This window comes from Nitrobacter sp. (assembly GCF_051535235.1).
GTDB lineage: Bacteria > Pseudomonadota > Alphaproteobacteria > Rhizobiales > Xanthobacteraceae > Nitrobacter.
Map to the genome: position 1 here is coordinate 73,921 of NZ_JBPPLZ010000006.1, position 19,076 is coordinate 92,996.

A 19,076-nucleotide genomic window follows, 5' to 3' on the forward strand; every position below is an offset into this window, starting at 1 on the left:
CCTGAATAGCCCGTCGGCGGCGCCGCCGACGGGATCGCATCAAACAAAAACGCGGGGCTGGAACCCCGCGTTTTCGTTAAAGCCTGATCTGCAGCGATCGTTCAGCGCGGTCCGCGCGGACCGGCACCCGGACCACCACGGCCTGCGCCCGGTCCAGCGCCAAAAACCGGTTTCGGCTTCATTGGCAGCAGGCCTTCGCGCTGCATCTTCTTGCGTGCGAGCTTGCGGGCGCGACGGACAGCTTCAGCCTTTTCGCGAGCCTTCTTTTCGGAGGGCTTTTCGTAATGACCGCGGAGCTTCATTTCGCGGAAAATCCCCTCGCGCTGCATCTTCTTCTTCAGCGCCTTGAGGGCTTGATCGACATTATTATCGCGAACGAGAACCTGCACGCGGCATCCTCTTTCAATTGCACGAAGTGAGAAATGGGTCAGAAGCAGGAGGGCCGACAAAGGCCATGCCCTCAGCATCAAGGGCGCCGATGTAACAGATCAGGCCGGTAATGTCCACCGCCACTCCGCGGTTTGTGCATCGGACAGGCCGAAAGTTAGGTGGATTCTTCCAAAAGTACCGCCATCGCGGCCGACGAATGCTTCACAATGCGGTTTTTATGGTTCTTGATCTCGAACGATTGATCTTTGGAATTTAAAGGGAGGGCGTCATGGATGTCAGGAAATACGTAGCCGAACTGATCGGTACTTTCTGGTTGACCTTTATGGGGTGCGGCAGCGCGGTCATCGCCGCGGCCTTTCCGCAGGTCGGCATCGGGCTGCTGGGCGTCGCCTTCACCTTCGGCCTCAGCGTCGTCACCATGGCCTATGCGATCGGGCATGTTTCAGGCTGCCACCTCAATCCGGCCGTGACTTTGGGGCTGACCGCGGGCGGACGGTTTCCGGCCGGGCAGGTGCTGCCCTACATCATCGCGCAGGTGCTCGGCGCGATCGCCGCCGCTGCGCTGCTTTATGTGATCGCCAGCGGGGCTCCGGGCTTCGATGTCGCCAAGGGATTCGCATCCAACGGCTACGGCGAGCATTCGCCGGGTCATTACAATCTCATGGTCGCCTTCATCACCGAGGTGACGATGACCGCCATGTTCCTGTTCGTCATCATGGGCTCGACCCATGGCAGGGCGCCGGCCGGTTTCGCGCCGCTGGCGATCGGACTCGCGCTGGTGATGATCCACCTCGTCAGCATTCCCGTCACCAACACGTCGGTGAACCCGGCGCGCAGCACCGGTCCGGCGTTGTTCGTCGGCGGTTGGGCACTGGAGCAACTCTGGCTGTTCTGGGTAGCGCCGCTGATCGGCGGCGTCATCGGCGGCGTGGTCTATCGCGGGTTAAGCGGTGAGCCGGAAGGTGTCGTGGCAGGAAAGTAGCCCATCGCGTCATGCGGGCTCGCGACAAAAAATTGGTTCTTGCCAATTTGTGCGTGAAGCGAAGCAATCCGGAAATCGCATTTGAGAACTGGATTGCTTCGTTGCTACAGGAACGACGCGCGTCGCCTTGAACTCCTCGCAATGACGCCAGCGGAGACGAGACGTCACTCGGACCGCCGTCAGCCGCCATCCTTGACCTCGGTAACATGGCCCATCTTGCGGCCGGGACGCTGCGCGCCCTTGCCGTAGATATGCACGGCGGCGCCGGGCACGGTGAGCCATTTGCCGTAGTCAAGAATGTCGTCGCCGATCAGGTTTGTCATGACGACGCTGCCGTGCCGGATCGGCTTGCCAAGCGGCCAGCCGGCGACGGCGCGGATGTGCTGTTCGAACTGCGAGACAGAAGCGCCGTCGAGCGTCCAATGCCCGGAGTTGTGGACTCGCGGCGCGATCTCGTTGACGAGTAGCGCCGGGCCGGCCGGGCCTGGCACCACGAACATCTCCACGGTCAGCACGCCGACATAATCGAGCGCATCCGCGATTTTTTTCGCGATGCCGCGCGCCTGCGCGGCGAGCGTATCGGAAATCGCGGCCGGCACGCGCGAATATTTCAGGATGTGGTCGCGATGCTCGTTCTCGGTCACGTCGAAGCATTCGACGCAGCCATCTGCGCCGCGCGCCGTGATCAGGGAAATCTCGCGCTCGAACGGCACGAAGGCTTCCAGGATCGCAGATCTGGTGCCGAGATCGTCCCACGCCTGATCGGGATCGTCGCCGTCGCGGATGATGGCCTGGCCCTTGCCGTCATAGCCGAAGCGGCGGGTCTTGATCACCGCCGGCAGCCCGATGACCTCGATCGCGTCGCGCAACGCCTGCGGGGACGCGACCTCGGCATAGGCGGCGGTGGCGATACCCAGGCCGGCTATGAATTTCTTCTCCAGCAGCCGGTCCTGAACCGTCTCCAGAATGCGATAATCGGGCAGCACCGGCCGACGCGCGGCCAGCACCATCGCGGTCGCGGCCGGGATATTCTCAAACTCATAGGTGACGACGTTGACGTCGGATGCGAACAATTCCAGCGCCTCGACGTCGGCATACTCGGCGCAGGTGGCGTTCTGCACGACGTCGAATGCCGGCGAATCCGGATCCGGCGAGAACACCTGGCACTTGAGGCCGAGGCGCGCCGCCGCCAGCGCCAGCATCCGGCCGAGTTGCCCGCCGCCGAGAATGCCGATGGTATCGCCCGGCTTGAGCGTCACCCGCCGAGAACCGCTCACGCCGATCCCTCCGGGCGCTCGCCCACGGCATCGGTCTGCTGCTTGCGCCAGGCGGCAAGGCGTGCGGCCAGCGCCGGGTCGCTGAGCGCGAGCACGCTCGCCGCCAGCAGCGCCGCATTGATGGCGCCGGCCTTGCCGATCGCAAGCGTTCCCACCGGAATTCCGGCCGGCATCTGCACGATCGAATACAGCGAGTCGATCCCGGCCAGCGTTTTTGATTCCACGGGTACGCCGAGCACCGGGAGTTCGGTCAGCGACGCCGTCATGCCGGGCAAATGCGCGGCGCCGCCCGCGCCGGCTATGATGACCTTGAACCCCTCCGCCTTGGCGCCGCTGGCGAATGCGAACAGCCGCTCGGGCGTCCGGTGCGCGGATACGATTCGCGTCTCGCTGGCCACGCCAAGCGCGGCCAGAGTGTCCGCGGCGTGACGCATTGTTTCCCAGTCCGACTGGCTTCCCATGATGATGGCGACGGCGGCGGTCATTTATTTATTTTATTTCTTTCGGGAATCCGGAAAACATGGTGCGGATTATAGGAGGGTGCCTTGACGGGGCAAGCGGTGGGGACTGAACTATCCTGTCTTGGTGAACGACGGCAAGCCTTGTGGCGATGAAAAAGACCTCGAAAGCGTCGGCTTCGACCGCTGCGAAACGCAAGGCGAGCCGCCGCAAGACCGCGCCGGTCGCGCTCGCGCCAACGCGCCCGACGGCGTCACAACGTGACGTCGCGACCGAGGCCAGAGCCACGATCCGCCGCCTCAAGACCCGGCTTGCGGCCGCGCAGGCGCGGATCGCGGATCTGGAGGCGTCCGCGGATACCGATTTTCTTCTGGGCGTCCTCAATCGCCGGGGCTTCGAACGCGAACTGCGCCGCTCGGTCGCCTACATCCGGCGCTATCACGCGAACGGGGCGCTGTTCGTGCTGGACGTCGATCGCCTGAAGCCTATCAACGATGCGTTCGGTCACGCGGCCGGAGATGCGGTGCTGAAGGCGGTGGTCGCGGCGCTGTCCCGGCACGTGCGATCCTCCGACCTGATCGGGCGGCTCGGCGGCGACGAGTTCGCGCTGCTGTTGTGGAATCTCAGCGAAACCGACGCCAGGGCCAAGGCGTCGGCTCTGGAAGAGACCATCGACGGGCTGGCACTGACGTTCGGGGGGCGAGCGATCACCACCGGCGCGTCGATCGGGGTGGCCATCCTCGGGCCGCATGCCGACGCCGGCACCGCGCTGGAGCAGGCCGACTGCGCAATGTACCTCCGCAAGGCGCAGCGGCGGAGCAGTTGAGAGGCGGTGGCATCGGCGGGCGCGGCAGGCGCGCTGTTCAGGCGATGATATCCGGCGTGATCTGGTCTTCGATGAAGGCGATGCGGTCGCGTAACTGCAGCTTGCGCTTTTTCAGCCGCTGCAGGCGCAGCAAATCGGGCGCGGGCGATTGATGCAAGGCATCGATGGCGGCGTCGAGATCGCGGTGTTCCTGGTTCAGCCGGGCGAGCTCAGCTCCGAGTTCGCGCTCTTCTTCGTCGGTCATGAGTTGAATCGTGAAGAGTTTGCGAAAAGTTGGAGGTTTCAGCTAGATCACGAACGTGATCGATTCCAATATTTTAGAGCGGGCTGCCGACAGAAAACCGCAACACTTTTCTTCATCCCGCTCCAGGCGAATTATTGTCCTTGCCCGCGCGCCGCGCAAGCCGCCAGCAGGTCCCTCCTTACGGTTCATTTTCCGAATCCCGCAAATATGATCGATGTGCTTTTCTGCCCCATCGACAGCTGTCTGGGTTCATGTAAACTCACGAATTCGGAGCGAATCTGAGGTTGAAACCACCGAGGAGGTTCGAATGGCGATTCAGGCGCATCTCGCTGAACTGGAACGGAAACATCGGATCCTGGAAGGCGAATTGCACGATGCTCTCAGGCATCTTTCCACCGACGACCTGAGGATTGCCGAATTGAAGCGCCGGAAACTGATGCTCAAGGATGAGATCGAAAGACTGAAACTCTCCGCGGTCGAGACCCTCCACTAAAATCCTTCCAGTCTTCGAGGGATCCGCGGTCTTTGCGTCGCCGATTGATCGCCGCCGTTGGCGCGGGGAATCGGCGCGGGCCTGATTTGCCGGGCTACGTTTCCGCCATCGCGGCGACATGGTCCGCGATCGCAAGCGATGCCGTGAGGCCGGGCGATTCAATTCCGAACAGGTTGATAAGCCCGGCTACGCCGTGATCGGCTTGCCCCTCGATGATGAAGTCCTGCACGGCGACGGACGGCGGCACGATTTTAGGCCGGATTCCGGAATAGGCCGGGAGCAGGGCGTCGTCCGGCAGGTCCGGCCAGTAGCGCCGGATCGCCGGATAAAACCGCTCCGCCCGCGCCGGGTCGACGGCATAGTCCGGGCTGTCGATCCATTCCACGTCGGGGCCGAAGCGCGCCTGCCCCGCGAGGTCGAACGTCAGGTGCACGCCGAGGCCGCCGGGCTCCGGCACCGGATAGATCAAGCGCGAAAACGGCGCGCGGGCGCTGCAACTGAAATAGTTGCCCTTGGCGAGGTAAGCCTGCGGAATGCGATCCGCCGGCATGCCTTCGATGCTGCGCGCCACGGCCGGCGCGCCAAGGCCGGCCGCATTGATCATGAGATCGCAAGCGAGCGTCATCGGCATGTCGCCGCCGGTTTCGATTTCCAGCCCCTGTGGCGTCGCGCTTGCGCGCAACAGCGGCGTCAGAAAGGCGAACACCGCGCCGTCGCGCTCGGCATCGCCTCGCAGCGCCAGCATGTAGGCGTGGCTGTCGATAATTCCGGTCGATGAAGACAGCAGCGCGGCGACGCATTGAAGCGCCGGCTCGAGCGCGCGGGCCTCAGTGCCGCTCAGCGATTGCATGCCTTCGACGCCATTGGTCTCGGCGCGCGCCTTGATGGACTGCAACCTGCCGGCTTCCTGCTCGTTCGTCGCGACGATCAGCTTGCCGCAATTGCTGTGCGGAACGCCGTATTCCCGGCAATAGTCGTAAAGCGCGCGCCGGCCGCTGACGCAGGTCCGCGCCATCAGGCTGCCGGCGGAATAGTAGATGCCGGCGTGTATCACTTCGCTGCTGCGCGACGACGTTACCGTGCCGATCGCTTCCGCCGCCTCGAGAACAACGACCTCGCGGCCGGAGCGTGCGAACCGGCGCGCGATCGCGAGCCCCACCACGCCGGCACCGATGATGACGCACTCAACCCTGTCCATTCGCGGCCTGGTGTCCCAAATCCGAAGTTCGCCTTGCTGCGTTGCGCCCTCCGTCGCGAACTTCGGATTCGAAGGAACACTGGAGCCTTTCCGCTTCTAAAGGGAATCAAAAGCGGGGCTCTAAAGCGAGCTTCCGACCGCCCGTTAGCAGGGCATTAATCATGAGAGACCAATTGTGCAATCCAGGACGCATTTTTCGATCGCAGGGGTAGGTTTTTACCCGATTCAAACCCGTTGGGCCAGACACTCCACCGGCAGATCCCGGGGGCGCGATGACTGGCAAGAATTGGCAGGCGGGCGGCTACAACTTCGTTGCTGCGATGGGGCTCATATACACGGTGTTTGCGGCGACGTCTGCGGACGCGTTGGCGGCTGCCATCGTTTTGCCGGAGAGAGCCGGCGCCTCAGCCCAGGGCGACGTGATCCAGCAAGTTCTTGCCGGCGGCGTTATCGCCTTTTGCTTTCTGGCGGCGGTGACCATCCGCGCGTCCAGGGTGCGCGAGGTCAGGCGCTCGCATCTGCGCACACAGACATTCGAACGCGAGTCGCTGTCGCGCGAACTCGAAAACACAAAGAAGTTTCTCGAAACCGTGGTGGACAATATTCCGGTGCCGCTGATCGTCCAGCGCGCCAGCGACGGCCATTATTTGCTCGCCAATCGGCCCGCCGAGGCGCTTCTCAATCGCCGCCGCGAGGATGTCGTCGGGCTGACCGCATCGGATATCTTCGATCCGCGCGACGCGAAGCTGATCCGTGCCCGCGATGAAGCGGCGGTCCGGAATGGCGGCTTTCTGACCCAGCATCCGATCAGCACCGTCAATGGGCTGCGGCTGTTCCTGACCCGCCGCATTCCTGTGGCGGCTGATGACGGCGAACCGCAATACCTGATCAAGACGCATGAAGATGTGACTGACCGCCGCCAGACCGAGTCGCGCATGGTGCACATGGCCTATCACGACGGGCTGACCGACCTGCCGAACCGCACCGCGTTCCTGAAAGCGCTGTCGCAGATGATCGAGTCGTGCCAGGGAACGAACGACGAGTTCGCGGTGCTGTCGGTCGATCTTGACGGCCTCAAGGAAATCAACGACGTGTTCGGTCACGCGGTCGGCGACAGGCTGCTGATCGAAGCAGCCCATCGCATTCAGGAGGCGGCGCACGGAGGCCTCATCGCAAGATTGAGCGGCGACGAGTTCGGCGTGATCATCGATGGCGAGCAACCCGCCGCGGGCAAGGCGCTCGCCGAAAAGCTCGTCGAAGCGATGACGCCGGAATTTCTGATCGACGGCAAATCCGTCCGCGTCGGGCTGAGCAGCGGCATCGCACTGTTTCCGCGCGATGGCATCGACCCGGCCTCGCTGCTCTCCAATTCCGGCGCCGCACTGTTCCGCGCCAAGAAGAGGTCGCGCGGATCGATCAGCATTTTCGACCCCGATATGGATCGGCAGATTCGGGATCGCCGTGCGTTGCATCAGGATCTGTCGAGCGCCATCCGCAACGGCGAACTGTCGCTGCACTACCAGCCGCAGGCACGCACGGGCCACAAAGTCGATGATAGGGATGTGACCGGCTTCGAGGCGCTGGCGCGATGGACCCATCCGACCCGCGGCCTCATTCTGCCCGACGATTTCATTCCGCTCGCCGAGGAAAGCGGTCTGATCGTGGCCATGGGCGAGTGGGTTCTGCGCGAGGCATGCCGGGAGGCGGCGTCCTGGCCGAACCCGAAGCAGATCTCGGTCAACCTGTCGCCGGTGCAGTTCGTCCATGGCGATCTGGTCGGCCTCGTGCATTCGATCCTGCAGGAAACCGGACTCGATCCGAACCGGCTGGAACTGGAGATCACCGAAGGCGTGCTCATCGAGGACTTCGAGCGCAGTCTGGCGCTGTTGCGGCGGCTGAAAGCGTTGGGTGTTCGCATTTCGATGGACGATTTCGGCAGCGGCTACTCCTCGCTGAGCTATTTCCAGGCGTTCCCGTTCGACAAGATCAAGATCGACCGGGCGTTCGTCATGTACCTCGGATGCAATCCGCAGTCCGCGGCGATCGTCCGGGCGGTGATCGGCCTCGGTCACGGCCTCGACGTGTCGATCCTTGCGGAGGGCGTCGAAACGTCCGAACAACTGGGCTTTCTGGCCGACGAGGGCTGCGATGCGGTCCAGGGCTATTTCATCGGCAGGCCGGAGCCGATCGCGCAATACGCTACCCTTGTCGGGCGTCCGCCCCACACTCCCGAAACACCCTGCCGCAAGGCCGGCTGACAGCCGTTTTCATCGCGGAACGATCGCGTTCGCTGCGTCCGGGTTCCTTCGCGAACCGTGTCGCGAAGCTTCGCCGTGGGGCAGGGCAGGGCGATTTGACATTCGCTGCCTGTTTGAGGCGCAATCTGCGGGCGCGAATGCCGCATCCAAAAAGCCGCCGGCACCGTGTATTGCGATGGGTCGTTCGGACTCGCAAGGAGACTCGCTGAAAGGGACGCGATGCTTCATCGCGAAACGAGACGGGGTGGAATGACTGACGACGCGAGGCAAGCCCCTGACGTGGCAGAGGCAGACGACATCCCGCTGTTGCAACTCGATGCGCTCGTCAAGCGCTTCGGCCGATTTACCGCGGTCGACCGGCTGGCGCTCGACATCAAGGCAGGGGAGTTTTTCGCGCTGCTGGGGCCGAGCGGCTGCGGCAAGACCACGCTGTTGCGGATGCTGGCGGGATTCGAAACGCCGGATGCCGGCCGGATCGTTCTCGACGGCCAGGACGTCGCCGGCATTCCGCCGCATCAGCGTCCCGTCAACATGATGTTCCAGAACTATGCGTTGTTTCCCCATCTCAGCGTGCAGGACAATATTGCGTTCGGGCTGAAACGAGCGGGCCTGCCGCGCGAGGAGATCAAGACTCGCGTTGCGGAAATGGTCGCGCTGCTGAAACTGGAGGACATGGAAAGGCGCAAGCCAGACCAGCTTTCGGGTGGCCAGCGGCAACGCGTGGCGCTGGCGCGCGCGCTGGCGCGGCGTCCGCGGCTGTTGCTGCTCGACGAGCCGCTTGCCGCGCTCGACAAGAAGCTGCGCGAGAACACGCAAGCCGAGCTGATGCGGCTGCAGCGGCAGCTCGGTATGACCTTCATCGTCGTCACTCACGATCAGGAGGAGGCGATGATGATGGCGGACCGCATCGGGGTGATGAACGCCGGGCATCTGGTGCAGGTTGCGACGCCGCGGCAGCTCTATGAGGCGCCGAATTCGCGCTGGGTCGCCGAGTTCGTCGGCGGCGTCAACGTCATCGATGGTAAAATCGAATCGCGCGATGCGAAGCGCGTGACGATCGCGACGCCGGATGCCGGACGCGTGATCGCCGCAGCGCCCTTGCAGGCGTTGAGGACCGACCAGGTCTGCGTTGCGATCCGTCCCGAGAAGGTTCGTCTGTCGGCTCACGGATCTGCGCCGGATGGTGGCGACGCGGCGGAGATCAACCGCCTGGCGGGCGTGGTCGCCGGCATCAGCTATCTCGGCGGCCAGACCCGCTATCAGGTCAGGCTCGACAGCGGCGCGCTGCTGCGCGCCTCAGTCGCCAATACCGCGCGGCTCGATCTCGATGCGTTCACGATCACACAGCGCGTGGTGGCGTGGTTCGCCGTCGACGATTGCGTGGTGCTCGACAGATGAGCGGGCGGCATCTCTTCACAACGCCTGCCCGCAGGGCGGCGATCGTGCCGTTTCTGTGGATGACGCTGTTCTTCCTGCTGCCGTTCGGCTTCGTGCTCAAGATCAGCCTGTCCCAAACCGTCATTGCACAGCCACCCTATCTGCCGGTGTTCGATCCGGCGCAGGGCATGGCCGCGCTCAAGGCCGCTTTCGCAGCGCTGTCGCTGGACAATTTCAGCCTGCTCGCCTCAGACCATCTTTATATCGTGTCCTACCTGCGGAGTATCGCGGTCGCGCTGTTATCGACGGCGATTCTGCTCGCAATCGGCTATCCCGTCGCCTACGGCATGTCGCGACTGCCGGCGCGGTGGCAACCGATCGCGATGATCCTGGTGATCGTGCCGTTCTGGACATCGTTCCTGATCCGCGTCTATGCGTGGATCAATATCCTCCAGCACGACGGCATCCTCAACAAGGCGCTGCTCGCGCTGCATGTCGTATCCGCGCCGGTCGTGTGGTTGTCCACCGACACCGCGATGTATATCGGCATCGTTTATTCCTATCTGCCGTTCATGATCCTGCCGCTCTATGCGACGCTGGCCAAGATCGATCCGGCGCTGCTCGAAGCCTCTGCCGATCTCGGCGGTTCGCGGCTGACGACATTCTGGCTGGTGACGTTTCCGCTGTCGCTGCCGGGCGTCGGCGCCGGCGCGCTGCTGTGCTTCATCCCGATCGTCGGGGAATTCGTGATTCCGGATCTGCTGGCCGGCTCGAATTCGCCGATGATCGGACAAACGGTGTGGCTCGAATTCTTCACCAACCGCGACTGGCCGGTGGCGTCGGCGCTCGCCGTCGTGCTGCTGGCGCTGCTGCTGGCGCCGCTTCTCGTCTACGAGCGAATGCAGCGTCGTCAGTTCGAGGGGAGAAGGTGATGGGAAATAGTGGTCCGAAGCGATCGCGCAAAACCGTCATCTCTCCCCGCGGGAAAGCGGGCGGGCTCTGCGTACGGCGGAGGTCGTGCGTAAAATGAAACAACTGTTCCGGTTCAACATTACTGCACTCGCGCTCGGGCTGGCGTTTTTGTACGTGCCGATCGTCGTTCTCGTGATCTATTCGTTCAACGCGTCGCGTCTGGTGACGGTGTGGGGCGGCTGGTCGCTGCGCTGGTACGTCGAACTGTTCAACGATGCCGCGATGCTGTCAGCGGCCGCGATGAGCCTGCGGGTGGCGGCGTTCTCGGCCACGGCCGCCACCATCCTCGGCACGCTCGCGGCGGTGGCATTGACCCGCGGCGAGAGCTTCCGCGGCCGCACGCTGTTTTCCGGCATGCTCTACGCGCCGCTGGTAATGCCCGAAGTGATCACCGGGTTGTCCCTGCTGCTGCTGTTCGTTGCGGTCAATGCGGAACGCGGATTCTGGACGGTCACGATCGCCCATACCACGCTGACCATGTGCTTCGTCGCCGTGGTGGTGCAGTCGCGGCTCGGATCGCTCGATCGCAGCCTTGAGGAGGCCGCGATGGATCTCGGCTGCGATCCGCTGCGAGCTTTCCTCAAGGTGACGCTGCCGCTGATCCTGCCGTCGGTTATGGCCGGCTGGATGCTGGCCTTCACGCTGTCGATGGATGATCTCGTGATCGCGAGTTTCACCACCGGACCCGGTTCGACCACGCTGCCGATCCGCATCTATTCGGAGGTGCGCCTCGGCGTGAAGCCGGAGATCAACGCGATCTGCACGTTGATCATCGGATCGATCACGCTCGTTATCATCGCGGCATCGCTGGCCTCGAAACTGTCGAGCCGGCAGGGCGAAAGCGCCGTACCGTTGTAAGACGATGATAGCGTTTTGAGATGGAATCGGTTCGCGTTGTCAGTTCGTGCGCGGCGCGGCGGATTCCGCCGGGACGGCTGGAGCGGCCGCTTCGGGACCTGTTTTCTGATTGGTGAGACGCTCGAGCACCGAGCGAACCGCGTCGCGGGTCTTGCGGTCCTTGACCGCGTCGAGCAGCGGCGCCGACGCCTTGGAGCGGCGGATCAGGCTTTCCGGATCGGGAAAGATCAGCGGATCGTCCCACGGCCCCTGGATCACGAAGGGAAGGTCGAAATTGTCGGCGTTTGTCGCCGCTGTCAGGCTTGCGATGCCCTTGAGGTCGTAGTCGCGCCCGGGCACCGAGGCGGTGCCGGTGATGATGAGACGCGCGGCCGGACCCTCGACGCGCACGTCGGTCGCGACCGCGACGCCGTCGTTGAAACTGAGGGCGATGTTCAGTGTGTCGAACGGCGTCCTGCCGTTGCGGAAATTTCCGCCGCCTGAAAGCGGCCGGCGCTCCAGCCGCTTCAGCAACTGTTCGATGTTGAACCCGTTGATGGCGCCGTCATGCCCGGTCAGGCTCGCTGTCCCGCCGAGCGATTGCGCCAGCCCGAAAGGGCTCGATCCCCTGGCCTCGAGCGAGACATTCAGGTTGCCGCGTCCGGAGAGCTTGCCGGTGCCGAACAGATCGCTGGCGCAGGCTTGCAGATCGACGTCGGTGAGCTGAAACTGCGCCTTCACCTCGGCGGCCGAGTCGGCCTGCGAGATTCCGAACGAGCCTTTGGCGATTCCGTCATAGATCTGCGCTTCGCCGATGCTGAGCGCCAGCGTTCCGTTGCGGAGGTTGGCGCCGAGCGCGGTCTTGCCGAGCCTGGTCGAACCGACGGTGACCTTCGCTGCCGAAAGCCGCATGTCGAGGTCGGTGGCGGACAGCGCATGCAGGTCGAACAACTGTCTATTCCAGTCTCGGGCGCCGTTGGCGAGCAGGCGGATGGTCTGGATATAGGGCGTGAAATCGACCGCGCCGGCGGCCAGCGTCGCCTGCAAGGTCTGCCGTCCGTTGTTGGCGTAGGTCATCACGCCTTCGGCGACGTTGCCGTCGATCTCGATGTTGACGTTGGTCAGCGCGATCGATGCGCCGATCATGTTGGCGCGCGCCTTGAGCGCGAAGCGGCCGAACCCGCCGCTGCCGGGCGGAGGTTGTCCGATCCAGCCCATTGCCTCGCGTAACGAGGTGCTGTCAGCAGTCACGGTGCCTTCCATCATCAGGCTGACAGGGTTCGCAACCGTGCCGTCGAACGCGAATTTCAGCGGCGCGCTGGCGATCTTGACCTTCAGGCCGGAGCGCTCGCCGGACAACGCGGCGAGAAAATCGCTGAGGCTGATGCTGCCGTCGACGCGTTCGCCGCGCCAGTCGAACTGTCCGGTCGCTGCGAAGGAGCGGGAGATCGAGGGCCACGCCAGCGACAGGTCGATGTCGCCGAGGTTTTCGGAGACCTGATTGGCGGCGTCCTCATAGCTGAGTTCGCCATCCTGGATGCGGATTTCGGAGAACGAAACCGGGCTGTCCGCTCCGGGCTTCATGGTCCGGGCGATCGTTTCGACAAAGGGTGTCCAGTTGCTCGTGCCGTCAGTGGCCCGCGTCACGCGGATGTGAGGGCGGAGCATCATGACGTCGGCGATCTGGAAACGCTGCATCAAGAGCGGAAGCAGCCGCAGATTGGCGGTGAGCACATCGACGCTGAGCGCGGGAGCATCGGTATTGCTGTCCTTGATCCGGACATCATGGAACGAGACATAGCTGCCGGGAAAAACCGAGACGTCGATGCGGCCATCGGCAACGAAGTCGAGGCCCGTCACGGCGCGGATCTGCGTTTCCACCGCGTCGCGCAAGGCGTCGCGGTCGAGCAGCCGCGACATTGCGATCACACCGGTTAGCGCCGTCAGCGCAACTGCCAGAATGGCCGCGACCGATATTCCCAGGCGCTTCATTCCTTGGGCCATCGTCCTTGGGCCATCGTCAATGACATGTCCGGGCTGGTTGACGCTCGCCGAGCGGTCGGGCACCGGTTCGGCCGGGCCGCAACTTGATTGGTTTTCTTGACGCTTTCAAGGCCGCCGATGATGCGATTCTACTATTTGCATCCCGTTGCGGCGGAAGGAATTTTGCCTGATACTTGCCCATCAGCCGTGCCCGGCGCGCCCGGCAGGCGGCGCCGCCCTCCTTCCAGGTCGCATCCCATGAACAAGGTCTACCCGGACGCCAAATCGGCCCTCGACGGCATTCTCAGGGACGGCATGATGATCATGTCCGGCGGCTTCGGCCTTTGTGGCATTGCGGAAACGCTGGCCGATGCGATCCGCGACTCCGGCGTCAAGAATCTGACGGTGGTGTCCAACAACGCCGGTGTCGATGGCATCGGCCTCGGCCGGCTGCTCGAAACCCGGCAGATCAGGAAAATGATCTCCTCCTATGTCGGCGAGAACAAGCTGTTCGCGCAGCAGTACCTCGCGGGCGAACTGGAACTCGAATTCAATCCGCAGGGCACGCTGGCTGAGCGCATCCGCGCCGGCGGCGCCGGCATTCCGGCCTTCTATACCAAGACCGGCGTCGGCACCCTGATCGCCGAAGGCAAGGAGGTGAAGGAGTTCGACGGCGAGAAATACCTGATGGAACGCGGGCTGTTCGCCGACCTAGCCATCGTCCACGCCTGGAAGGGCGACACCGCCGGCAATCTGGTCTATCGCAAGACCGCGCGAAACTTCAATCCGATGATGGCGACCGCGGCGAAAATCACCGTCGCCGAAGTCGAACATCTCGTGCCCGCGGGCGAGATCGATCCCGATCACATCCACACGCCCGGCATCTTCGTCAAGCGCCTCGTCGAGGTAGGGAACGCCCGCAAGCACATCGAATTCCGCAACACCCGCCCGCGTCCGACGGCATGATCCGTTCAGGTGATATGCGGCTTTGCGAACGGATCGTGGCGAATGAAATGAACGGCGGTTTTATGCGCCGTCATTGCGAGTGCAGCCAAGCAATCCGCGCTTGGGATCAAGACCGGATCGCTTCGTCGCTTTGTTCCTCGCAATGACGAGATATACCAAGGAAGACAGGAGAGCCCGATGGCCTGGACCCGCGAGCAGATGGCGGCGCGCGCCGCCAAGGAATTGCGCGACGGCTATTACGTCAATCTCGGCATCGGCATTCCGACGCTGGTGTCGAATTTCATCCCCGACGGCATCGACGTGCAACTCCAGAGCGAGAACGGCATGCTCGGCATGGGTCCGTTCCCCTATGAAGGGGAGGAGGATCCCGACCTCATCAACGCCGGCAAGCAGACGGTGAGCGAACTGCCGACCACGAGCTATTTCTCCTCGGCCGACTCGTTCGGCATGGTGCGCGGCGGCCATATCGACCTGTCCATCCTCGGCGCGATGCAGGTGGCGCAGAACGGCGACCTCGCCAACTGGATGATCCCCGGCAAGATGGTCAAGGGAATGGGCGGCGCGATGGATCTCGTCGCCGGCGTCAAGCGTGTCGTCGTAGTGATGGAGCATTCCGCCAAGGACGGCCCCAAGCTGCTCAAGCGCTGCACGCTGCCGCTGACCGGCGAAAAGGTCGTCGATATGGTCGTGACCGATCTTGCGGTGTTCACCATCGACAAGCACGGCAAGGACGGCATGGTATTGATTGAGCTCGCCGACAATGTCGCGCTCGACGAGGTCAAGGCGAAGACTGAAGCCGAATATCGCGTCGCGCTGAAGAACGCTTGAGCCGCCAGCGGCGCCGCCATGTCGCCAGCACATCTAGCGGTTGCCGGTGAGAGCAGAGAGAGCCTAGCGCCGTCCGCCGAGTTCCCGGGGCAGGAAGCTTGAGCTGATGTCGCCGTCTCCGAGGCCTGATTGCGGCTGGGTGTAGCCGGCCGAAAACGACAGGCTGAGGTTCGATGTCGGCCGGATTTCGACGCCCGCATGGAAGCCGGAGGCGGCCGTCGTGCCGGCACCCGGATTCAAGGACGTGATCGTGTTGAAGGCATCCGGACCGAATTTCAGCGTATCGACGCCGCCGAACAGCGTCACAGGCATGTTGCCCGCGCCCTTGAAGTTGTAACCGAACTGCGAACGTTCATAAGAAAGCGAACTGCCGAACGCACTCGGTCCGCCGCTCAGGCCGAAGCCGAAGCCCGTCAGCGAACTGACGGGCGCGCTGTAGCTTCTGAAAACGAATCCGCTCTTGTCGGCCTGCCCGGCGTCAAAGCTCGGGAAATTGCCGTACGTTCCCACGCTTGCGGTATCGACCGCACCGCCGCCGAATGGTCCAAATGGAATCCAGTATTTCACAGGCTCGCCCTGGGCGCGCGCGCCGGACCAGCTCAGGCAGAGCGCGACCGCTAAAACCAGATGATACTTGCCTGAGAATGTCGCCATCCCGCTCCCGCGACTGATTTGTGCAACTATATGCCAGCGGCCCGTCTGAGGCCAGCGGATGATTTCACAAGCCTGTTCCCGGGTCAGGCGTGTCGGCATCGCTATTTGGAAGCCAGCGCCTTCGCCTGCGCGAACACTACCTCGATCAGCGTGCCGGAATGCGGCCCGGTCCTGATGTGGAACTGCGCGCGATTGGCTTCCACCAGCGCCTTGGTGAGCGACAGGCTGACGCCGGCGCTCTCCGAGGCCTGATCGTTCGGCGCCTGCGTGCGGAATGGCTCCGTCGCGGCCGCCACCTCGTTGTCGTTGAGCCCGTGTCCGGTGTCGCGCACGCGCAGCGCCACGTCGCCGAAATCGTTGAGCGCCGTCGAGACGATGACCTGGCCGCCGGCATTGGCGAGATGGATCGAGTTGCCGATCAGGTTGAGCGTGATCTGGCGCAACGCCTGCGCGTCCGCCACGACCAGCGGCAGCGTGTGCGCGAGCGAGGTGCGGATGATGATGCGCTCGCGATTGGCCTGCGGCTGCATCACCGCGACGCATTGCTCGACCAGTTCGTTGAGGTTCTGGTTGACGAAGGCGAGATCGAGCTTGCCGGTTTCGATCCGCGACAGGTCGAGCAGGTCGTCGATGAAAGCGATGATGCGCTCGCCGGAAGCGCGGATGTCCTTCATGTATTCGCCGTAGCGTTCGTTGCCGAGCGGACCGAATTTTTCGTCGCTCATCACTTCCGCAAAGCCGATGATGGCGTTGAGCGGCGTTCGGATTTCATGGCTGATGCGGGCCAGCACATCGGCTTTGGCGCTCGCCGCGCGATCGGCTTGCCGCCGCGCCTGCGCCAGTTCGGTCTCGACCTTTCGCGCCTGCGACAGATCGCGGAACACCGCGAAGAAGTTGGGACCATCGGCCCGCGTCCGGCCCATCGTCATCGACAGCGGGATCAGGCCGCCCTCGCGCACGCGGCCCAACACCTCGCGGCCGTGATCGAGCAGGCTCGCGACGCCGTCGCCCGCAAGTCCGCTGAGATAGTCGCGCACGGTACCCTGACTTTCCGGCGCGAAGAGATCGGCGAGATTGAGCTGCGTGAGGCTGTCGCCGGAGCGACCGAACAGCGCCTCGGCGCCGCGGTTGCAGGCGGTGATCCGTCCGCCTTCGTCGAACATCAGGATGCCTTCGGTCGTGGTGTCGAGGATGGCGCCGAGTTCCTCGGCGGTGGCTTGATCCACGGGAGAGGCCGGCGCACTGGCAGAGATCAGCGCATGCGCAGGCTCGCCATCCCACGCGATCGCGAAAACATGAGCGGTGATCGGCTGCTGCTGCACGCCCGAGGGCGCGGTAGCCGAAATGGTGACGGGAGAGCCGGCGGCCGGGGTGCTTCCGGCGGCGGGCACGCCGGATTCGACCAATAGCGCGTCGAGCCCGCCGGCCTGCTCCAGCGCGGCCAGGCCGTCACAGCCGACCTGCACGAGAAAGGCCGGATTGGCATAAAGTACGCGGTCGAGCCGGCACACCATCACGCCGATCGGAAGCAGGTCGAGCACCTGCGTGTTGCGCATGGAATCGGCTGGCGGCGCGGCTGCCGGCAAAGACAGTCCGTCCTCCTGCCGTCCGGTGGCATCGGATTGATCGTGGGAGTGGTCCTGGGACTGATCTTGGGATTGATCTTGGGGCGATTCCTGCGCAACCGGCGGCTCGGTGACGGCATCATGTTCGGGCGCATACTGTTCGCTCTCGAGCCGCGCCGAAAGCTGCCGAGCCAATTCGTTGAAAGCGTTGTTCTCGACAGGGGTGAGCGAAGGCGGCCTCAGGTCGGTCGGGGACCTGAACGGCAGGACATTCTTGGGCGTTTCCACGACTGGATCCGGTTCTGCTGGCTGAAGTGAAAATTCGGAGGCGGACGCTGCATCGGAAGACGTCGATGCGGCCTCCGGATGCGGATAGGGACTCTTGTTGAACAAAAATTCGTGATGCCGATGCGCTGCGAGCCGCGCCAGCCCTTCACGATCGCGGCAAACGCCGAAGCCGCGATAGCCTGCGAAATTCCGCGCGCGATCGTAGATCGGTAGCCCGGACAATTCGACGGACAAACGAGTGTAGGATCCGTCGACGGGCCAAAGCAGCGTGATGCCGCTCCAGGTGTCGCGAGTGGCGATCGCCTTCGCAACGCGGCCTTCGGGATCGAGTCCGAACACCTCCGTGATCTCGCTCCACAACCGGCCGAAGCCGGCTGCCGTGCGCATGCCGATCACGCGGGTGAAGTCGTCGGAGCCGAGCGAGAAGCGGCCCTCTGCATTCATCCGCCACATGAAGCGCAGGGGATGACGACGCATCCCCGGAAAGGAATCGCGTGACGGGATATTGTCAGGCGCGCGCGGTGCATCGACGGTTGGCGTCGAGGCAACGGCCGCTTCCGTCTGCGGCGACGGTGCCGATTGCGGTTCAGCCGGCGACGCCGCACTCTCCGAGGAGGAGGGGTCTGCAGCCTGCTGCGCGAGCAGCGCGACGAGTCCGACGTCGCTCCCGCTGCCGACCCGTTGCAGCACCATGTGCAATGGACCTGTCGACGTCTCGGCGCGGCCCTCGCGCAGCGCCTCTTCGCGCGCGCCTTCCAGGCCGGCCTCGGCCAGGCTGTGAAAACCGAGCAGCGGCCGCGCGGTGTCGCTGGCGCTGACCAAACCTCCGTCGTGCGCGAACGCGGCGATCGGCGTATCGACCCCTTCCGTCAGTCGTTGCAAGCGTTCGATCAGCGGCATGCCGCCGCCCACCGGCTCCACGCAGGTGATGAGAATGCCGCCGGCGCTGTCCGGGAAATCCAGCCGCGCGCAGGCGCAGGTGACGAGGCCGCCGAACGCCGCGCCAAAGCCGCGGAGGCGTTCGAGCCGCACCGCGCCTGTCGGCGGCAGCCGATCCGCAAGCCGGGACACCTGCTGTCGGTGCGGATCGGCGGGACCGAGTTTTCGCGACGCGAGCGTGGCGTTATTGGCAGCGCCGAATACGCAAGCCCCGACCGGATTGGCCCAAAGAACGCGCGTGCCGTCGAGCGACCACAGCCATGCCGGCTGCGCGCCGGTTGCATGAACGGCGAGCCGCTGATCTGTCACGCCGAGCAACTGGAAATCGGCGCTGGTCTCGGCGCTGGTCATGGGCACCGTGTCGTTCGACATCTCTGGTTGTTGGCTGCCGCGCTACGCATCCCGGCACCGTGGCAATTCGTCAGTATCGCGTCCTGCTCGCCTGAGGTCCACGGCTCGGCCTCGCCAAAGCCGGGATAACCTTAATTCGGCCGTTGTTTATGGACCTCCGCGGCTCGAAGCACGTTGAGGTGTTGCAAA

At 63.9% G+C, this 19,076-nt stretch carries 16 protein-coding genes and 1 pseudogene; 9 read left to right on the forward strand and 8 right to left on the reverse strand.

The features are described 5' to 3' along the window. Positions 1 to 101: 101 nt before the first annotated feature. Entirely contained in the window at positions 102 to 389 is a 288-nt protein-coding gene (rpsU, locus tag ACS3WA_RS09980; protein ID WP_292610358.1) for a 30S ribosomal protein S21, read from the reverse strand. Positions 390 to 658: 269 nt separating this feature from the next. Between rpsU and aqpZ the strand changes: the two genes are divergently transcribed. After that, positions 659 to 1,372 carry an aquaporin Z gene (gene aqpZ / locus ACS3WA_RS09985; RefSeq protein ID WP_438278376.1) on the forward strand — a complete coding sequence of 238 codons (714 nt, stop codon included), beginning with the start codon at positions 659 to 661 and terminating at the stop codon, positions 1,370 to 1,372. A 179-nt stretch (positions 1,373 to 1,551) separates the two neighbouring features. On the opposite strand, the gene ACS3WA_RS09990 is transcribed toward aqpZ, so the two are convergent. Further along, entirely contained in the window at positions 1,552 to 2,649 is a 1,098-nt protein-coding gene (locus ACS3WA_RS09990) for a 5-(carboxyamino)imidazole ribonucleotide synthase (protein WP_438278377.1), read from the reverse strand. Then, positions 2,646 to 3,134: a 5-(carboxyamino)imidazole ribonucleotide mutase gene (gene purE / locus ACS3WA_RS09995; RefSeq protein WP_438278378.1), complete on the reverse strand. Its 489-nt coding sequence runs from the start codon at positions 3,132 to 3,134 to the stop codon at positions 2,646 to 2,648. Before purE ends, ACS3WA_RS09990 begins: the two co-directional genes overlap by 4 nt. Positions 3,135 to 3,259: 125 nt before the next feature. Between purE and ACS3WA_RS10000 the strand changes: the two genes are divergently transcribed. Then, positions 3,260 to 3,934: a GGDEF domain-containing protein gene (locus ACS3WA_RS10000; RefSeq protein ID WP_438278379.1), complete on the forward strand. Its 675-nt coding sequence runs from the start codon at positions 3,260 to 3,262 to the stop codon at positions 3,932 to 3,934. A gap of 37 nt (positions 3,935 to 3,971) precedes the next feature. On the opposite strand, the gene ACS3WA_RS10005 is transcribed toward ACS3WA_RS10000, so the two are convergent. After that, positions 3,972 to 4,178, reverse strand: coding sequence for a YdcH family protein (locus ACS3WA_RS10005; RefSeq protein ID WP_438274246.1), 207 nt, complete (start codon positions 4,176 to 4,178; stop codon positions 3,972 to 3,974). A gap of 307 nt (positions 4,179 to 4,485) precedes the next feature. Between ACS3WA_RS10005 and ACS3WA_RS10010 the strand changes: the two genes are divergently transcribed. Next, the gene (locus ACS3WA_RS10010; protein WP_292610353.1) at positions 4,486 to 4,671 is read left to right on the forward strand and encodes a YdcH family protein; all 186 of its coding nucleotides are present in this window, start codon (positions 4,486 to 4,488) and stop codon (positions 4,669 to 4,671) included. Between the two features lie 94 nt (positions 4,672 to 4,765). Here the strand turns inward: ACS3WA_RS10010 and ACS3WA_RS10015 are convergent, their stop codons facing one another. Beyond that, complete coding sequence (locus ACS3WA_RS10015) at positions 4,766 to 5,869, reverse strand: NAD(P)/FAD-dependent oxidoreductase (RefSeq protein WP_438278380.1); 1,104 nt, start codon at positions 5,867 to 5,869, stop codon at positions 4,766 to 4,768. 536 nt (positions 5,870 to 6,405) lie between these two features. Here ACS3WA_RS10015 and ACS3WA_RS10020 point away from each other — a divergent pair. The 4 genes and pseudogenes from ACS3WA_RS10020 to ACS3WA_RS10035 form a co-directional block, all read left to right on the forward strand. Beyond that, positions 6,406 to 8,127: pseudogene (locus ACS3WA_RS10020) on the forward strand (putative bifunctional diguanylate cyclase/phosphodiesterase); the annotation flags it as partial. Positions 8,128 to 8,376: 249 nt separating this feature from the next. Then, complete coding sequence (locus ACS3WA_RS10025; RefSeq protein ID WP_438278381.1) at positions 8,377 to 9,525, forward strand: ABC transporter ATP-binding protein; 1,149 nt, start codon at positions 8,377 to 8,379, stop codon at positions 9,523 to 9,525. Continuing rightward, on the forward strand, positions 9,522 to 10,436 hold the full coding sequence (locus ACS3WA_RS10030; protein ID WP_438278382.1) for an ABC transporter permease: 915 nt from the start codon (positions 9,522 to 9,524) through the stop codon (positions 10,434 to 10,436). Before ACS3WA_RS10025 ends, ACS3WA_RS10030 begins: the two co-directional genes overlap by 4 nt. Positions 10,437 to 10,530: 94 nt before the next feature. After that, entirely contained in the window at positions 10,531 to 11,334 is an 804-nt protein-coding gene (locus ACS3WA_RS10035) for an ABC transporter permease (protein ID WP_438278383.1), read from the forward strand. Between the two features lie 39 nt (positions 11,335 to 11,373). Here ACS3WA_RS10035 and ACS3WA_RS10040 read toward each other — a convergent pair whose 3' ends face one another. Further along, on the reverse strand, positions 11,374 to 13,317 hold the full coding sequence (locus ACS3WA_RS10040) for an AsmA family protein (protein ID WP_438278384.1): 1,944 nt from the start codon (positions 13,315 to 13,317) through the stop codon (positions 11,374 to 11,376). Positions 13,318 to 13,554: 237 nt separating this feature from the next. Here ACS3WA_RS10040 and ACS3WA_RS10045 point away from each other — a divergent pair, with 237 nt between their 5' ends. Both ACS3WA_RS10045 and ACS3WA_RS10050 read left to right on the forward strand, forming a co-directional pair. Beyond that, entirely contained in the window at positions 13,555 to 14,262 is a 708-nt protein-coding gene (locus tag ACS3WA_RS10045; RefSeq protein WP_438278385.1) for a CoA transferase subunit A, read from the forward strand. Positions 14,263 to 14,439: 177 nt separating this feature from the next. Then, positions 14,440 to 15,090: a 3-oxoacid CoA-transferase subunit B gene (locus ACS3WA_RS10050; protein ID WP_438278386.1), complete on the forward strand. Its 651-nt coding sequence runs from the start codon at positions 14,440 to 14,442 to the stop codon at positions 15,088 to 15,090. A gap of 63 nt (positions 15,091 to 15,153) precedes the next feature. On the opposite strand, the gene ACS3WA_RS10055 is transcribed toward ACS3WA_RS10050, so the two are convergent. Further along, entirely contained in the window at positions 15,154 to 15,744 is a 591-nt protein-coding gene (locus ACS3WA_RS10055; RefSeq protein ID WP_438278387.1) for a hypothetical protein, read from the reverse strand. A gap of 101 nt (positions 15,745 to 15,845) precedes the next feature. Beyond that, positions 15,846 to 18,908: a histidine kinase dimerization/phospho-acceptor domain-containing protein gene (locus ACS3WA_RS10060; RefSeq protein WP_438278388.1), complete on the reverse strand. Its 3,063-nt coding sequence runs from the start codon at positions 18,906 to 18,908 to the stop codon at positions 15,846 to 15,848. Positions 18,909 to 19,076 lie beyond the last annotated feature (168 nt).

Excerpts from the sequence above, each read along its gene's own strand:
- aqpZ (WP_438278376.1), top strand. The coding sequence starts at position 659 with ATGGATGTCAGGAAATACGTAGCCGAACTGATCGGTACTTTCTGGTTG.
- purE (WP_438278378.1), bottom strand. The coding sequence starts at position 3,134 with ATGACCGCCGCCGTCGCCATCATCATGGGAAGCCAGTCGGACTGGGAA.
- ACS3WA_RS10000 (WP_438278379.1), top strand. The coding sequence starts at position 3,260 with ATGAAAAAGACCTCGAAAGCGTCGGCTTCGACCGCTGCGAAACGCAAG.
- ACS3WA_RS10005 (WP_438274246.1), bottom strand. The coding sequence starts at position 4,178 with ATGACCGACGAAGAAGAGCGCGAACTCGGAGCTGAGCTCGCCCGGCTG.
- ACS3WA_RS10010 (WP_292610353.1), top strand. The coding sequence starts at position 4,486 with ATGGCGATTCAGGCGCATCTCGCTGAACTGGAACGGAAACATCGGATC.
- ACS3WA_RS10015 (WP_438278380.1), bottom strand. The coding sequence starts at position 5,869 with ATGGACAGGGTTGAGTGCGTCATCATCGGTGCCGGCGTGGTGGGGCTC.
- ACS3WA_RS10025 (WP_438278381.1), top strand. The coding sequence starts at position 8,377 with ATGACTGACGACGCGAGGCAAGCCCCTGACGTGGCAGAGGCAGACGAC.
- ACS3WA_RS10030 (WP_438278382.1), top strand. The coding sequence starts at position 9,522 with ATGAGCGGGCGGCATCTCTTCACAACGCCTGCCCGCAGGGCGGCGATC.
- ACS3WA_RS10035 (WP_438278383.1), top strand. The coding sequence starts at position 10,531 with ATGAAACAACTGTTCCGGTTCAACATTACTGCACTCGCGCTCGGGCTG.
- ACS3WA_RS10040 (WP_438278384.1), bottom strand. The coding sequence starts at position 13,317 with ATGGCCCAAGGAATGAAGCGCCTGGGAATATCGGTCGCGGCCATTCTG.
- ACS3WA_RS10045 (WP_438278385.1), top strand. The coding sequence starts at position 13,555 with ATGAACAAGGTCTACCCGGACGCCAAATCGGCCCTCGACGGCATTCTC.
- ACS3WA_RS10050 (WP_438278386.1), top strand. The coding sequence starts at position 14,440 with ATGGCCTGGACCCGCGAGCAGATGGCGGCGCGCGCCGCCAAGGAATTG.
- ACS3WA_RS10055 (WP_438278387.1), bottom strand. The coding sequence starts at position 15,744 with ATGGCGACATTCTCAGGCAAGTATCATCTGGTTTTAGCGGTCGCGCTC.
- ACS3WA_RS10060 (WP_438278388.1), bottom strand. The coding sequence starts at position 18,908 with ATGTCGAACGACACGGTGCCCATGACCAGCGCCGAGACCAGCGCCGAT.